Origin of the sequence: Bacillus sp. DE0042 (genome assembly GCF_007680225.1) — a bacterium.
GTDB lineage: Bacteria > Bacillota > Bacilli > Bacillales > Bacillaceae_G > Bacillus_A > Bacillus_A wiedmannii.
Genome location: NZ_VEJP01000002.1, coordinates 25,003 through 40,369, shown reverse-complemented (window position 1 = coordinate 40,369; position 15,367 = coordinate 25,003). Strand labels below are relative to the sequence as shown.

The 15,367-nt window shown below is 34.3% G+C and carries 16 protein-coding genes; 12 read left to right on the top strand and 4 right to left on the bottom strand.

Annotation, left to right across the window (positions count from 1 at the left end; all coding sequences use genetic code 11):
* Positions 1–2 precede the first annotated feature (2 nt).
* Complete coding sequence (locus FS802_RS10460; RefSeq protein ID WP_098654287.1) at positions 3–521, bottom strand: GrpB family protein; 519 nt, start codon at positions 519–521, stop codon at positions 3–5.
* A 41-nt stretch (positions 522–562) separates the two neighbouring features.
* Positions 563–1,408 (bottom strand): oxidoreductase, encoded by an 846-nt coding sequence (locus FS802_RS10455; RefSeq protein ID WP_218012315.1) that lies wholly within the window; start codon positions 1,406–1,408, stop codon positions 563–565.
* Between the two features lie 135 nt (positions 1,409–1,543).
* Here FS802_RS10455 and FS802_RS10450 point away from each other — a divergent pair, with 135 nt between their 5' ends.
* The 7 genes from FS802_RS10450 to lpdA all read left to right on the top strand — a co-directional run bounded on the left by FS802_RS10450 (position 1,544) and on the right by lpdA (position 9,186).
* Positions 1,544–2,503 (top strand): helix-turn-helix domain-containing protein, encoded by a 960-nt coding sequence (locus FS802_RS10450; RefSeq protein WP_098654289.1) that lies wholly within the window; start codon positions 1,544–1,546, stop codon positions 2,501–2,503.
* 123 nt (positions 2,504–2,626) lie between these two features.
* On the top strand, positions 2,627–3,823 hold the full coding sequence (locus FS802_RS10445) for an MFS transporter (RefSeq protein ID WP_000664571.1): 1,197 nt from the start codon (positions 2,627–2,629) through the stop codon (positions 3,821–3,823).
* 41 nt (positions 3,824–3,864) lie between these two features.
* On the top strand, positions 3,865–4,344 hold the full coding sequence (locus FS802_RS10440) for a DinB family protein (protein WP_000233780.1): 480 nt from the start codon (positions 3,865–3,867) through the stop codon (positions 4,342–4,344).
* A gap of 169 nt (positions 4,345–4,513) precedes the next feature.
* Complete coding sequence (acoA, locus tag FS802_RS10435; RefSeq protein WP_098654290.1) at positions 4,514–5,512, top strand: acetoin:2,6-dichlorophenolindophenol oxidoreductase subunit alpha; 999 nt, start codon at positions 4,514–4,516, stop codon at positions 5,510–5,512.
* 17 nt (positions 5,513–5,529) lie between these two features.
* Positions 5,530–6,564: an acetoin:2,6-dichlorophenolindophenol oxidoreductase subunit beta gene (gene acoB, locus FS802_RS10430; protein WP_000198898.1), complete on the top strand. Its 1,035-nt coding sequence runs from the start codon at positions 5,530–5,532 to the stop codon at positions 6,562–6,564.
* Between the two features lie 27 nt (positions 6,565–6,591).
* Positions 6,592–7,791 (top strand): dihydrolipoamide acetyltransferase family protein, encoded by a 1,200-nt coding sequence (locus FS802_RS10425; RefSeq protein WP_144525023.1) that lies wholly within the window; start codon positions 6,592–6,594, stop codon positions 7,789–7,791.
* Positions 7,792–7,806: 15 nt separating this feature from the next.
* Positions 7,807–9,186, top strand: coding sequence for a dihydrolipoyl dehydrogenase (gene lpdA, locus FS802_RS10420; RefSeq protein WP_098654292.1), 1,380 nt, complete (start codon positions 7,807–7,809; stop codon positions 9,184–9,186).
* Positions 9,187–9,268: 82 nt separating this feature from the next.
* Here the strand turns inward: lpdA and FS802_RS10415 are convergent, their stop codons facing one another.
* Positions 9,269–9,862 carry a hypothetical protein gene (locus FS802_RS10415; protein ID WP_088107288.1) on the bottom strand — a complete coding sequence of 198 codons (594 nt, stop codon included), beginning with the start codon at positions 9,860–9,862 and terminating at the stop codon, positions 9,269–9,271.
* 220 nt (positions 9,863–10,082) lie between these two features.
* On the opposite strand from FS802_RS10415, the gene FS802_RS10410 reads away from it, so the two are divergent.
* Positions 10,083–10,709, top strand: coding sequence for a DUF4085 family protein (locus FS802_RS10410; protein ID WP_098654293.1), 627 nt, complete (start codon positions 10,083–10,085; stop codon positions 10,707–10,709).
* 50 nt (positions 10,710–10,759) lie between these two features.
* On the opposite strand, the gene FS802_RS10405 is transcribed toward FS802_RS10410, so the two are convergent.
* Positions 10,760–11,251 (bottom strand): hypothetical protein, encoded by a 492-nt coding sequence (locus tag FS802_RS10405; RefSeq protein WP_098654294.1) that lies wholly within the window; start codon positions 11,249–11,251, stop codon positions 10,760–10,762.
* Between the two features lie 250 nt (positions 11,252–11,501).
* Here FS802_RS10405 and FS802_RS10400 point away from each other — a divergent pair, with 250 nt between their 5' ends.
* From FS802_RS10400 to FS802_RS10385, 4 genes are all read left to right on the top strand, one after another.
* Positions 11,502–12,272, top strand: coding sequence for a DeoR/GlpR family DNA-binding transcription regulator (locus tag FS802_RS10400; protein WP_098654295.1), 771 nt, complete (start codon positions 11,502–11,504; stop codon positions 12,270–12,272).
* Positions 12,273–12,284: 12 nt separating this feature from the next.
* Positions 12,285–12,836 (top strand): GNAT family N-acetyltransferase, encoded by a 552-nt coding sequence (locus tag FS802_RS10395; RefSeq protein ID WP_098654296.1) that lies wholly within the window; start codon positions 12,285–12,287, stop codon positions 12,834–12,836.
* Positions 12,837–12,840: 4 nt separating this feature from the next.
* Entirely contained in the window at positions 12,841–13,179 is a 339-nt protein-coding gene (locus FS802_RS10390; RefSeq protein ID WP_098654297.1) for an NIPSNAP family protein, read from the top strand.
* A 314-nt stretch (positions 13,180–13,493) separates the two neighbouring features.
* Entirely contained in the window at positions 13,494–15,344 is a 1,851-nt protein-coding gene (locus FS802_RS10385; protein ID WP_098654299.1) for a sigma-54-dependent Fis family transcriptional regulator, read from the top strand.
* Positions 15,345–15,367: the final 23 nt, after the last annotated feature.

Here is a 15,367-nt window from a genome sequence, read left to right as displayed (position 1 = left end):
TCTTATTTAAATTTATCATTTATTTTAGCTAAAATGGATGTAACGAAATTTGTTTTATCCTCTGCATATTGATGTTTATCATTAGGATTAGCTTGTGAAAGTTGAACCTTTAACTGTTCATACTGTATACGAGAAGTTTTGTTGTCAATTAAGTAATCTCTGAATTGTAATTGCTCTATTAAATATGTGTTTCCTTGTTCATACATATGAATTTGATGAGTTCTTGGCTCTCCTTTATTAAAATAGTATCGTTCAGGCAGTACATCTTTTCTGTATTTATAGTTTAGTAGTTCTAACTTGTTTATACATGTTAAACCGTCCGTATAATTTTCTAATTCGATTGCAATATCAATAATTGGCTTTGCACTTAAATGTGGAATAGAAGTACTACCAATATGGTGTATCGCTAAAATATGTTCGCCAATTTGTTCTTCAATGAATTGTTTCTCTTTCATAAAATCAATTTGCCATTCTTCAGTCCACGGAACTAAATACACTTTCCCAAACGGTAAACCTAACATTTGATTAGCACCTCTTTCAAAATGTTTATCAAAAAAGTAAACTACATTTTCTTAAAGCTTCTCAAAACAAGGTATTCCCACAATCTCCAAGGAAGAATCTTCTTCGCAAAGATCATAAATTTTACACCTTTTCCAATCGGATATCGTAATTTCGTACGCTTAGATTCAGCAATCTCTACAATTTTATTAGCAACATCTATCGGATTACCAAATGTATCACTGCCGCTATTAATATGTTTTTGTATTTTATCCATATATTCTTTGTAAGGAGAAGGTGTATCAGATTGGTTTGTAGCTAGTTGTTTACTAACTTCCCAAATATTTGTGTTATAAGAACCAGGTTCAATTAAAGCAACATCTATTCCGAACGGTTTTACTTCTAAACGAAGTGATTCACTCCAGCCTTCTAACGCATATTTTGAAGAAACGTAAGGGGATAGACCAGGGAATCCAACTTGACCACTAATGCTGCTTATATTAATGATTTTCCCATTTTTTTGTTCTCTCATATAAGTTAAAACAAGTTGAGTGATTGAAATAGCACCAAAAAGGTTCGTTTCAAATTGTTTACGGTATTCCTCTACTGGAATTTCTTCTACAAAGCCTCCATTTGCATATCCTGCATTATTAATGAGAAGGTCTACTCTGTTTATTTCTTTTAAATATAATTGAAAGTTATGTATTGAGTTTTGATCGGTTACATCTAATTCTTGAACAGTTATGTTTTTCTGCAAATTGAGTTGAGTAGCATGAGATAGTAAGTTTACTTGTTTTTCAAGGTTTCGCATTGTAGCAATGACAATATAGTCTTTTTTCGCTAGTTCAAGTGTCGTTAATAGTCCGAATCCACTTGATGCTCCTGTAATAATCGCGATTTTTTTATCCATTTTCCGCCAGCTTTCTTTTTCTTTTATCATAACGAGTTATGGGGATAAAATCTATTTTTTGTATAAAGATATTTGTTATAATTGAAAATAGTTATCAATTAAATTTAGTTTTCACATAAAAGGAGTGTGGATTTCATGGAGACTAACGGTTTTCATGATATTTTTCATAAATACTTTCATGGTTTACAAGTTGTAGAGGAAAGGCATATGAATATGCCCAAAACAATAGGTAAGGGTGAAATACGAAGATGGACTTCATTTTCAGGAATGGAAATTGTGTTATCAAATTATCAATTTCATAATAATTATCGCATCCAGTTTGCATCTGATGCAGCAATGGTGGAACTTAATTTTTGTTTACAAGGATCTGGGGAAGTGCAAATTGGTCATACATCGTATGAATTAATGTCTGGAAATAGCTATTTATATTTTATGAATGATTTTGATGTGTTATTTGAATATGAAAAAGAAAGGCCTCTATATTCATTAGCAATTGGGATTCCTGTACAATTATTTAATCATTTTATGATGAATAATGCTATTGAAAAAAGTCTTGGTTTTTATTCTATATTAGGAAATCAATCTTTTAAAAAGTTTCAAAATCCAATTGATTCTATAACATCTAATCTTATTAAGAGAATGATAGAGCATCCCCAAAAGGATCGTATTAGTCAACTAGAATTAGAAAGTAAAGCGCTCGAATTGCTTTCTATACATTTTGGGAGAGTGTTGCTTAATGATTGTGACGCAAATAAAAGGAGTCAATTATCAAAAAAGGATTTGAATAAAATAAAACAGGCTGAAGAAATTTTACTTCAACGAATGGAATCACCCCCATCATTATTAGAATTGGCTAAAATAGTAGGATTAAATGATTATAAATTAAAAATTGGATTTAAAGAATTATTTGGGATGTCCACGTTTGCATATTTACGAGAAAAACGTATGGAACATGCGATAGATTTACTACGTTCGGGAAATAGTAATGTGACCGAAACGGCATTTGCAGTTGGGTACAATAATGTCAGTCATTTTTCAGAGTTATTTCGTAAAAAGTATGGAATGAATCCATCAAAACTTTTACGTATTTATTAACGTAAAACAGGAATAATCCGCTATACCGTAAATTCCTCCGTTATTTGGTAGTTGCTTTTTGTAATGGTCATTATAATTACAAACAACATCCAATTGGAAATAATTTTTTATGGAGGAATTTAAATGAAAGAGCGGAATGAAAGTCATTTTTGGCTATTTGTATTAACAGGGATGTTTCTTATTATAACAACAACCGGTTTTGCACGTATGGCATATGGAATTATATTGCCATTTATGCAAGAGGGACTTCATTTATCTACAGCTCAATCAGGTATGTTAGGAACAATACTTTTTTTAGGCTATTTATTAACTGTAGGAACATCTGGAATATTTACTATCCGTTTTGGCGCAAAATCCGTTTTATTAATAGGGAGTTGGCTTGTTGTTGTAAGCTTATTGGGATTAGCCTTTGTTTATTCATTTTGGCTAGTCGCTATTTGTATGCTATGTGCTGGAGCTGGTAGTGCTTTAGTATATACACCACTCATGTCAATAACGGTAGGATGGTTTCCGGACAAAAGAGGAACTGTAATGGGGCTGTTATTAAGCGGTGCTGGCATAGGTATGTTATTTAGTGGGATAATTGTTCCTTATGTAGTACGTACATTTCCTGAGTACAGTTGGCGTGGTGTATGGTTTTTGTTTGGGGTTATTACATGTATCGTAGTATGTATCACTTCAATTATTTTGAAAAATCCTGATGTAACCGAAGATGAGGAAAAAGGGAATCATAAATCGTTTTTATGGAAAACCAAAGAACTATATGTTATTGCATGGATGTATTTTATTGTGGGAATTGTTTACTTAATTCCGAATTTATATCAAACTAGTTTTATGATTGATAGTGGTATTTCGGCAGCAATGTCAGGAACCATTTATGCAATTGCCGGTATGTTTTCAATAGTAGGAGCTCCTATCTGGGGATTGATTTCAGATCGGATTGGCATAAAGAAAACGTTATGTATTGCACTTATTTTAGCTGTAATAGGTGATGTGGCACCAATCCTTTTTGGAAACATAATGGGTTTTATCGTATCGGCAATAATTTGGGGTTCTAGCCTCGGTGGAATCCTTTTATTAATACAAGTTGCAGCATCAAAGCAAGTATCCCAAAAGTATGTATCAATGGCAATTAGTTTTATATCTGTTTTTTATGCAGTTGGTCAAATGATTGGACCAGGACTTGCAGGCTGGATTATTGGAACAAGTGGTTATACAGCTGCTTATGGATTAGGTGCGTTCGGTTTCTTTATATGTATATGTATGGGATTGCGTTTAAAAAGAGGAAATCTTACAAACTCAGCGTATTTAGAGAAGTGAGTATTGTCATGAAATGAATCTTTTTAAAGGAGGGACGTAAAGTGGTACATGTGAAAGATGTATTAGCAGATCAATTATTAGCGAATGCAAACGATCCTAGTTGGTATATTCCATTTTCAGATGCAGTGAAAGACCTACCTGAGAGAGAAGCTTTTTGGAAACCGAATGAAGAGAGTAATAGTATAGCTGAAATTGTACAACATTTACTGTATTGGAATTCAACGTGGCAAACTAGGTACAAAGAATCGAATGTGGATGCCGTGCCCGCTATTGGTGATAATAACAAAAGTTTTATGCTTTCAAATAATCAAACCTTCGATGAGTTGAGAGAAAAACTACTAGAGAAACTGTTACAATGGCAAAAGCTTATAAATGAAGAGAAGGTTGAAAGTGATGTAGTTGGATTTCCTGTTTCTGCAAAGTGGTGGGAAATATTAGCAAATGTAACAACTCATAACGCTTATCATATTGGTCAAATTATTTACATCCGGAAGTTACAGAAGAGTTTTGAGAATGAATAAGATAATAATTCTCAAATTAGGTGAACAAAAGTGGACAAAACGAGACATATGTCTCATTTTGTCCACTTTTTTATTATGAAAGAAATGAGAAAACAAATGAAATCAAGGATTAGAATTTGGCACAGTACTTGCAATATAAAAGATGAACAAGAAAATAGGAGGGCTGAACATGTTAAAAACAACTGAAAGTAAAGGGAATGAAATTACGAAAGAACAAGCTCGTTGGATGTATGAAAAAATGTTAGAGATTCGTAAGTTTGAAGATAAGGTGCATGAATTATTCGCCCAAGGCGTTCTGCCAGGTTTCGTTCATTTATACGCAGGTGAAGAAGCGGTAGCAGTTGGTGTATGTGCCCACTTAACAGATCGTGACAGTATTACAAGTACGCATAGAGGACATGGACATTGTATCGCAAAAGGCTGTGATTTAAACGGGATGATGGCTGAACTTTTCGGGAAAGTGACAGGGTTATGTAAAGGTAAAGGCGGTTCCATGCATATTGCCGATTTAAATAAAGGAATGCTTGGTGCAAATGGGATTGTAGGCGGAGGTTTTCCACTTGCTTGCGGCTCAGCATTAACAGCTAAATATAAAGGAACGAAAGATGTGAGTGTTTGCTTCTTTGGTGACGGAGCAAATAATGAAGGGACATTTCACGAAGGGGTTAACTTAGCAGCGATTTGGAAGTTACCAGTTATTTTTATCGCCGAAAATAACTGGTACGGTGAAGCAACGACATTTGAATATGCTTCAAGTTGTGATTCCATTGCAGATCGAGCGAAAGCTTACAATATTCCGGGTGTTCAAGTGGATGGAAAAGATCTACTTGCAGTATATAAAGCAGCAAAAGAAGCGGTGGAGCGCGCACGTAATGGCGGTGGTCCAACAATAATTGAATGTATGACCTATCGTAATTACGGTCATTTCGAAGGTGAAGCGCAAACATATAAAACTTCAGAAGAAAAAGAAGAACATTTAAATGAAAAAGATGCGATTGTGAATTTCCGTAAGCATTTAATTCATGAAGCTTTATTAACTGAATCTGAACTTGTCGATATGGAAAAGGCAGTAGATGAAGCAGTGCAAAGATCGATTGAATTTAGTGAAAATAGTCCATATCCAGAGGAAGAAGAATTATTAAAAGATGTATACGTTTCTTACAAATAAGAGGAGGGTGAAAAATAATGACTAGAACAGTAAGTATGTCAACTGCAATTAATGAAGCGATGAAAATTTCAATGCGTCGTGATGAAAATGTAATTTTGATAGGAGAAGACGTTGCAGGCGGTGCACAAGTTGATCATTTGCAAGATGATGAAGCATGGGGCGGTGTACTCGGTGTTACGAAAGGACTTGTACAAGAATTTGGCCGGAATCGTATTTTAGATACTCCAATTTCTGAAGCTGGTTATATGGGAGCGGCGATGGCAGCGGCTGCAACAGGATTACGTCCGATTGCTGAATTAATGTTTAATGATTTTATCGGTAGTTGTCTTGATCAAGTGTTAAACCAAGGCGCAAAGTTCCGCTACATGTTCGGTGGTAAAGCGAAAGTGCCAGTTACAGTACGTACGATGCATGGTGCTGGTTTTAGCGCAGCGGCACAGCATTCACAAAGTTTATATGCGTTATTTACGAGCATTCCAGGTATAAAAGTTGTCGTACCTTCCACTCCTTATGACGCAAAAGGCTTATTATTAGCGGCAATTGAAGATGATGATCCAGTAATCTTCTTTGAAGATAAAACACTTTACAATATGAAAGGCGAAGTACCAGAAGGGTACTATACAATTCCTTTAGGGAAAGCAGATATTAAGCGTGAAGGTTCTGATGTAACAATCGTCGCAATTGGAAAACAAGTTCATACAGCACTTGCAGCTGCAAAGCAATTATCGAAAAAGGGGCTTGAAGTAGAAGTAATTGATCCACGTTCTTTATCACCACTGGATGAAGATACGATTTTATCATCTGTTGAAAAAACGAATCGCCTAATTGTTATTGACGAAGCAAATCCAAGATGTAGTATCGCAACGGATATTGCAGCAATTGTAGCGGATAAAGGATTCGATTTGTTAGATGCACCTATTAAACGAATTACAGCTCCACATACACCAGTTCCGTTCTCGCCACCACTTGAAAAGTTATATTTACCAACACCGGAGAAAGTAATTGAAACTGTATCAGAAATGATCGGAGACCAATCTTTATTACATGTGTAATGAAACGATTAGAAGGGAGAGAGAACTATGGCTGTAGAAGTTGTAATGCCAAAGTTAGGTATGGCGATGAAAGAAGGTATTATTACGAGCTGGAATATTAAAGCAGGTGATAATGTAAAAAAAGGTGAGCTAATTGCTAGTATTAACTCGGAAAAAATCGAAACTGAAATAGAAGCACCAGCGGATGGAACTGTTCTGGATATAGCTGTAAGTGAAGATGAGGGAGTGCCGCCGGGTACTGTAATTTGCTATATCGGTAAGCCGAACGAAAAAGTAGAAGTCTATGAAAATACAAATGTTGTAGAAGAAAAAACACCTAATGCAGAACCTAAAAATATACAATATCCAGAACCATATGCGAAAGAAGTGGCGAAGCAAAGAATCAAAATATCTCCGGTTGCGAAGAAAATTGCAAAAACTGAAAATCTGGATATCAAGGTATTAGTTGGTACAGGACCTGGCGGAAGAATTACAAAAGTAGATGTATTAAAGGCGCTTGAAGAAAGAGTAGCGGTTCCAGAAGTATTTGAACAAGAAGAAAGTAAAGTCATTCCTGTTACTGGTATGAGGAAAGCAATCGCAAACTGTATGCATGCTAGCTTACAAAATAGTGCGCAATTAACATTAACGATGAAAGTAGATGTTACAGATTTAGTAGCTTTACATAAAGAAATAGCGGAAGTTGCACAAAAACGATACGATAACAAACTAACTATTACGGATCTCGTTTCTCGTGCTGTTGTAGTAGCACTTGCGGAGCATAAAGAAATGAACAGCGCTTATATAGATGATGCAATTCATCAATTTGAACATGTTCATTTAGGCATGGCAGTCGCGTTAGAAAAAGGATTAGTCGTTCCGGCTATTCGCTTTGCTAATAATTTATCTTTAGTAGAGTTATCTAAAGAAATTAAAAACGTTGCACAAAAAGCAAGAGAAGGTGGTTTAAGTAGTGATGATATGCAAGGAACAACCTTTACAATTAGTAATTTAGGTAGCTTCGGTATTGAATATTTCACACCAGTATTAAATACGCCTGAAACTGGTATTTTAGGTGTTGGGGCAATTGAACATGTTCCAGTATATAAAGGGAAAAAATTAAGAAAAGGAAGTATATTACCTTTAAGTTTAACATTCGATCATCGTGTATTAGATGGTGCACCAGCAGCTGCATTTTTACGCACAATTAAACGTTATTTAGAAGAACCTGTAACAATTCTTTTATAAAGAGAAGGTGAGAGAATGAGTAAATTAGTCGTTATTGGAGGCGGACCTGCTGGTTATGTAGCAGCAATTACTGCGGCTCAAAATGGGAAAGATGTCACTCTTATTGATGAAGCTGATCTTGGCGGGACTTGTTTAAATGTTGGTTGCATGCCTACAAAATCATTGTTAGAAAGTGCAGAAGTGCATGATATTGTGAGAAAAGCGAATAATTACGGAGTTACGCTTAACAAAGGAAGTATATCAATTGATTGGAAACAAATACAGACGAGAAAATCACAAATTGTTACGCAGCTCGTACAAGGTATACAATATTTAATGAAGAAAAATAAAATAAAAGTTATACAAGGTAAAGCGAAATTTGAAACGGATCACCGTGTGCGAGCTACAAACGGTAATAAAGAAGATGTAGTAGATGGAGAACAGTTCATTATAGCGGCAGGTTCAGAACCGACTGAATTACCTTTTGCTCCATTTGATGGGAAGTGGATTTTAAATAGTAGTCATGCAATGTCTCTAGAAAATATACCGAAATCATTATTAATCGTTGGCGGTGGTGTAATAGGTTGCGAGTTTGCAAGTATTTATAGTCGTCTTGGAACAAAAGTTACGATTGTTGAAATGGCGTCGCAATTATTACCTGGTGAAGATGAAGATATCGCACAAATTTTAAGGGAGAAACTAGAAAATGATGGTGTAGAAATATTTACAGGAGCAGCTTTAAAAGGATTAAATAATTATAAGAAGCAGGCTTCATTTGAATATGAAGGAAGTATCCAAGAAGCCAATCCGGAATTTGTTCTCGTTTCTGTCGGCCGAAAACCACGTGTACAACAATTAGATTTAGAAAAAGCAGGCATTCAATTTTCAAATAAAGGAATTTCTGTGAATGAACATATGCAAACAAACAGATCACATATTTACGCAGCGGGTGATGTGATTGGTGGAATACAGCTTGCTCACGTTGCCTTCCATGAAGGAACGACAGCAGCATTACACGCGAGCGGAGAAGATGTGAAAGTAAACTATCATGCTGTACCTCGCTGTATTTATACAGCTCCAGAAATTGCTAGTGTCGGTTTAACAGAAAAAGGAGCAAGAGAGCAATATGGGGATATACTAATTGGAGAATTTCCTTTTACAGCGAACGGAAAAGCGCTTATTATTGGAGAACAAACGGGGAAAGTAAAAGTTATTGTGGAACCTAAATATCAAGAAATTGTAGGAATTTCTATTATCGGTCCTCGTGCAACCGAACTAATCGGACAAGGAACGGTGATGATTCATACAGAAGTAACCGCTGATATAATGAGAGATTATATTGCAGCACATCCAACTTTATCTGAAGCAATCCATGAAGCATTATTGCAGGCGGTAGGACATGCTGTGCATGCTTAAATAGAAATATAATAACCCACTATTCTCTACATTAATAAGAAAATAGTGGGTTGGATTTTTTCAATTAGTAAATATACAATTATTATTTTATTTCAATAGCTGAAGTAATGTCGTTCCAATCAGCAGCTAAATTTGCAGTTTGACCATACCAATCAGAGTGTCTAAAGGAGACACCTTTTCCATATCCTTGAGTTGAAGAATGTTCCCATAGCGTTGTTGAATAACTTGCAGAAGGTGAAGCTGTACTTACAGAAGAAATTCTGTCGTTCCAGCTAGAAGGTAAGTTTTTAAAGCCGCTGCTCCAATAAATATACTGTCCACCTTTATTTTGATGCTCATAAAAATCGGTACTACCAGCACCACTACCTAAAGGGTTAATTTGATTTTTAAGTGCCTTTTTATCCTTTTCAATAAAAGCATTCAATGTTTCTCTGCTAGTAAAGCCATAAGCTAACCAATCTCCATTTTCATTTTGCTTAGGTAGTACCATAGTAATTTGGATGTCTTTTTTTGATTGATCGCTTAATTTTGTGAATGAATTAACATTCTTTTCATCAACTTTTAAATAATCAAATGATTTAATTGTATTACCTTTTTCCTCAGCACTTGCTACGCCTAGTCCGCCAGTTAATGCAAAACCTGCTACTAATGTCCCTGCTACTAATTTCTTCAACATATAACCATCCCTTTTTGTTTAGATTTTTGTACAGGTGAATCTTGTACAACTAAAATGTATTCTAATTTTTTATTTTTGTAAATATTCTGAAGTTTTAGAAATAAAAGGCGGAATATTTACAGTTTTGCATTTTTTCTTTAGAAAAAATAGTTATTGGAATGATATAATAAATAGGTATATCGCTTTTGTTGGATGTTAAAATGTTTTAGGAGAGATGCGATTGAAGTATTTCACTGGAGATTGGTATAAAGAAATACAAATTATAGAATTTGTAAGTTTTATAGAGTCTATAAAAGAATGGTCAGAAATGGATATACAAAGTTTATTAGATGAAATAAAGGAAAGGAAAACAGATTTATTAAAATTCCTTCCTAAATCCATACATCCATTTATTCATAGCACCACAATTAATTTAGAATATCCTTCTAGTGAATTGAAAAAGCTTATGAAAGAATGGATAGAGGATTGTGAGAAAAGAAGGGCTCATTTAGATCGATTCTACTTAGAGCACTTCCATTCGATTAAGAAAAAACTCCCAACAAATGCTATTCAGTTATATGAATACTCACTACATGACAGTGTAGTCAAATCAGTAGAGAGAATATCAAAAGATACGCTAATTATTATTTTAGATTGCAGTAGTACTTTCAGTGAATTTGATAAACTGGAAGTAACTTTTACAGGAGTAACGAAATTTTCTATTCCGGAAAATTTTGAAGGCGCTTGGTGGTTATGTCATGAAATAGATCTTACTAATGAAGGGTTCGAATTGGGTGTTTTATTTGATTGCCCATTTGAAGAAGTGATGATTTGTGCAAAAGATGTGTTGCTTGAGAAAGGTAACTAGTAAACTTTATAACTTTACTAACGAAAAAAACAGTCTTACATGACTGTTTTTTATTTAGATGCTAAATTATCAAGTTTCCAATATGTATCTGTTAACGGAGCAGCTTTGCTATCTATGAATAAATACATATTATTTAAATCTTTTGGAGAAGTTTTCATATTAAATACAATGTCGGTAGTTAAAGAAAAATCAGATGGAACCTTTTTAGCATTTTCATTTTGTATAACTTCACCTTCGTATTTTTCACTCGTTTTTTCATCTTTTATGAAATATTTTATTTCTGAAAGATCTATCGTTTGTCCGTCAGCACGAGCGTTATTTATAGTAACGCGAGCTGTGAGACGCCACTCTTTGTCTATTTTTTCGAATTTAGCATTTTCAACAGTTGCTCTATAGTATTCATTTTTATATATTTCCCCATAGTGCATTGAATCCTTTTCAAGAGCGCTCTTTTCTTGTTTTGGTGCAGTATTCCCATTACATCCTGCCATTAGTCCTGTAAATAATAATGCTGTACAAGTTACTTTAATTATAGATTTCATAATAATTCCTTTCTGTGTTAAAAAGTAAAACATAGGAATAATTTTACATCAATAGGAAGTTAAATGGAAGTATGTTTGTGGAATATACAAATATACATTTATTTCGTTCTAAAGTTAACGGAATAGAAAGAGGGAAAAAGCTGAATAAAACGGAGTGAATAAGAATTGAAAATATTGTAAAACGGAAGAGACATGCATATAATTAAAATAAGGATGAGATTTCAGAATCTTCAATAACGGCGGTGGGTACATGTTTACTGAAGAGCGTAGAGAGAAAATTTTGGAGTTACTTAAGAAAGATGGAAGGGTAATTGCTAAAGATCTTGCGGAAAGTTTCGATATGTCTATTGATTCTATAAGAAGAGATTTGTCTATTATGGAGAAGGATGGCTTGTTAAAAAGAACACATGGAGGTGCAATCGAACTTTCGCGAGTGAGCAACTTAGCTGCCGAACCAACGAAACGTTATCGTGATAGTTCAATAGAGGAATATGCGATTGCGAAAGTTGCTGTATCCTACATACAAGAAGGCGATTCCGTTTTTATTGGCGGGGCTTCTATTCATTATGCTATGTTAAAATACTTACCTGAAATGTCATTTACAGTGATTACGAATTCTTTAGAAATTGCTAGTACCTTACGGGAATATAAGAACATTGATACATACTTAATTGGTGGAAAGGTGAAACCATCAGGGAATATGACAGATACACTTGCCTCTGAAATGATAAGTAGATTATCTATTGATCTTTATTTCTCTACAGGTGGTGGCATTTCATTGAACGGTATAAGTACTGCAACTCCGGAAGTTACTTATTTTGGAAAAAGAGTAAGTAAAATTGCTAGAAGAAATATTTGTTTAGCTCCTCATAAGAAACTTGGAATAGACTGCTTTATAAAAGGAGAGTCACTAATAGAAATTGACCTTATAATAACAGATGAAGAGGCTAGTAAAGAAACGATTCAAGAATTTGAGAAGCAAGGTAAAGAAATTATAATAGCATCAATAGACTGCATTTAAAAGGAGTTTGAAATGATAATAAGAGAACAGAAGCTTCATATAAATGGATTAACTTATACAATTCGTTCTGCAGCTGATACGGATGCTGAGCAGTTATCGGAAATTAGATTTCAGATCGATGGAGAAACTGAGAATATGGATAGAGAAGCTGGAGAGGGCTTTATAGATAAGATAGGTTTTCAAAAAATAATAAAAGCAGATAGTGAAGAGATGAAGAATCTCTTTTTAGTTGCAGAAGTGCACAACCAAATCGTAGGATTTTCAAGATGTGAAGGATCAAATTTGAAAAGATTATCCCATAAAGTAGAGTTTGGCGTTTGTATTTTAAGAGAGTTTTGGGGATATGGAATCGGTAAGAGTCTCTTGCAACAATGTATTCAGTGGGCTGATGAAACTGAAGTGAAAAAGATATCATTACAAGTGCTAGAGACAAATGAAAAAGCTATTCAACTTTATAAAAAATTAGGTTTTGAAGTAGAAGGTATTTTAAAAAATGACAAAAAGCTGTCGGATGGGAAGTATTATAATACGGTTGTAATGGGGAGATTCATAAAAGAGGTGTAGTGGGATGTTTTACAGAAGAAAGTACTATATAGTAAAAAATGAATTTGTAGAAATATTTAATGAGCATTTTACTAACACAAACTTACTTAACCAGTTAAAGCATGGTTCCAGGCTAATAGGACGCTGGATGAAAGATAATAATGATGGTACAACAGAAATATTCGCCATATGGGAATATGATAGTTATGAACAGTATAAAGAAATTGAATCAAAAATTAGAAGTGACGAGATGCATGTTAAAAGAATACAGGATTGGTATGAAAAACATGGCGGGAAAGAATATGTTTTACAGAAGTACATATTAGAGTTAAAAAATGAAGAGTTAGTATGTACTGTAAAGTGATAGAGGAGTGAGAGATTATGAGAATTAAAACAAAATTATATTTTAGTTTAGCGTCTACCATTTTATTTGCAATAACGGTCATAGTTTTCTTTATAAATGATACTCCACAAAAGTGGTTTTGGTTATGTATTTTCTTTGCGTCTATTATACAAAATATAGTTTTACTAAAAAAGAATAAAGAAGCGCATTAAGATATTCAAATTATTAACATATTTGTGTCGTCTTTCTAGTTTTATTGAAAACGCTTTTATTCAGTTTTATAATAAAAGTATGTTTTTACAGATCTCCAAAACAATGAATAGGGAGATGATACAATGTTAGCTTCACCGTTTTACTTACATACATGGAAAAAGTTTGTTGATGAAGGAGTCCTTGATTCGAACCGTATGAACGAAAGAATTTCAGAGTCATGGCATCGATGTAAACAAGCAAATGTGAATCCTCATATGAATAAAGGTCAGAAAATTTTGTCTTCTAATATTTTTCAAGATCAAAAGAAAAAGAGTGAAATCTTCCTTGATATAGCAATACCTCAATTACAAAATATGAGGAAAACCATTGATGAACTGCAAATGATGGCATTATTAATTGATCCAGACGGTTACGTTCTATCGTTAAGCGGAAATCAACAAACGTTAAAACGAGCGAAACATATTAACTTCATTGAGGGTGTGAAATGGACGGAAGCAGCTGTTGGTACAAATGCGATAGGAACCGCGTTACAGATTGAAGAGGCTATTATGATAAGTGGTACAGAGCATTATTCTGTCGCATCTCATAGCTGGAGTTGTGCGGCCGCTCCGATTCATAATGATGATGGGAAATTAATTGGTGTTCTAGATTTCTCCTGTCCAATTGAATTTTCACATCCGTATATGCTAGGGATGGTAACTTCAATTGCACATGCGATTGAACGTGAATGTAGTATTCGAGTGCATCAAAATGAACTACATTTAATCCATCGTTTTTTAGATGTAATTGACAGTGATGAACAAGTTGTCATTTGTAATCATCGTGATGTTATCGTTTCCGCAAGCAAAAAGGTTCGAGAACGTGTTTCTAATTGGTCACGAATGAAACTTGAAGATTTAATGCAACATGGATTGAAGCCTAAATTAGAAGTACCAGTATATAGTAATGATAGAATGATCGGGAAATGTATTTATGTACAGGAAAATAAACAAGGAAATTTATTTTCAACTTCCCCATTTATAAACGGAATTACTTTCCCAGGAGTTATTGGGACAAGCAATGCATTTCAACATACTTTAGAAGAAATTAAGCTTGTATCTCCAACTGACGCTAGTGTATATGTTTGTGGTGAAACAGGTGTAGGGAAAGAATATGTAGCGAGAGCGATTCATGAAAATAGTCCAAGAAAAAATGGCCCTTTTATAGCTGTTAATTGTGGTTCATTGCCGAAAGAATTAATGGAAAGTGAATTATTCGGTTATGCTGAAGGTGCGTTTACAGGTGCGCGGCGCCAAGGATATAAAGGGAAATTCGAACAAGCAGACGGTGGAACAATATTTTTAGATGAAATTGGTGAAGTGCCGCCAGAGATGCAAGTAGCATTATTGCGTGTTTTACAAGAACGAACAGTAACCCCGATTGGCAGTTCAAAAGAAGTACCAGTAAATATTCGTATTATTACAGCGACACATAAAGATTTACTGCGATTAGTAGAAGAAGGGAAATTCCGTCAAGATTTATATTATCGGTTACATGTTTATCCGCTATATGTTCCATCGTTAATAGAAAGAAAAGAGGATATTCCGTACTTCATACAAGATTTTTGTGAACGAAAGAATTGGAATGTTGTATTCCCGAAGAGTATTTGTAATCAATTTTTACAGCATAAATGGCCCGGAAATATTCGGGAATTATTAAATGTATTAGAACGGATTTACATTTTGTCGCAAGGTCGCGAAATATGCGAAAAACAAATCTCTTTTTTATTACAAACAATGATGGGAAATCCACATCAACTTGCATTGCAAGCAGAAAATAAAACAGAGCATACATTAAATTTCCGTGAAAAAATACAGCGTGATAGTATGATTGAAGCGCTAGAAAAGACGAATGGAAATGTTTCATTAGCTGCAAAACTTTTAGATGTACCTCGAAGTACATTCTATAAGCGAATGCAAAAATATAAGCTATAAAGTAGATTTTTGTAATCTACTTT

Bases quoted from the DNA above. Each gene is read 5' to 3' on its own strand.
- FS802_RS10460 (WP_098654287.1), bottom strand. From the start codon at position 521: ATGTTAGGTTTACCGTTTGGGAAAGTGTATTTAGTTCCGTGGACTGAA.
- FS802_RS10455 (WP_218012315.1), bottom strand. From the start codon at position 1,408: ATGGATAAAAAAATCGCGATTATTACAGGAGCATCAAGTGGATTCGGA.
- FS802_RS10450 (WP_098654289.1), top strand. From the start codon at position 1,544: ATGGAGACTAACGGTTTTCATGATATTTTTCATAAATACTTTCATGGT.
- FS802_RS10445 (WP_000664571.1), top strand. From the start codon at position 2,627: ATGAAAGAGCGGAATGAAAGTCATTTTTGGCTATTTGTATTAACAGGG.
- acoA (WP_098654290.1), top strand. From the start codon at position 4,514: ATGTTAAAAACAACTGAAAGTAAAGGGAATGAAATTACGAAAGAACAA.
- acoB (WP_000198898.1), top strand. From the start codon at position 5,530: ATGACTAGAACAGTAAGTATGTCAACTGCAATTAATGAAGCGATGAAA.
- FS802_RS10425 (WP_144525023.1), top strand. From the start codon at position 6,592: ATGGCTGTAGAAGTTGTAATGCCAAAGTTAGGTATGGCGATGAAAGAA.
- lpdA (WP_098654292.1), top strand. From the start codon at position 7,807: ATGAGTAAATTAGTCGTTATTGGAGGCGGACCTGCTGGTTATGTAGCA.
- FS802_RS10415 (WP_088107288.1), bottom strand. From the start codon at position 9,862: ATGTTGAAGAAATTAGTAGCAGGGACATTAGTAGCAGGTTTTGCATTA.
- FS802_RS10405 (WP_098654294.1), bottom strand. From the start codon at position 11,251: ATGAAATCTATAATTAAAGTAACTTGTACAGCATTATTATTTACAGGA.
- FS802_RS10400 (WP_098654295.1), top strand. From the start codon at position 11,502: ATGTTTACTGAAGAGCGTAGAGAGAAAATTTTGGAGTTACTTAAGAAA.
- FS802_RS10395 (WP_098654296.1), top strand. From the start codon at position 12,285: ATGATAATAAGAGAACAGAAGCTTCATATAAATGGATTAACTTATACA.
- FS802_RS10390 (WP_098654297.1), top strand. From the start codon at position 12,841: ATGTTTTACAGAAGAAAGTACTATATAGTAAAAAATGAATTTGTAGAA.
- FS802_RS10385 (WP_098654299.1), top strand. From the start codon at position 13,494: ATGTTAGCTTCACCGTTTTACTTACATACATGGAAAAAGTTTGTTGAT.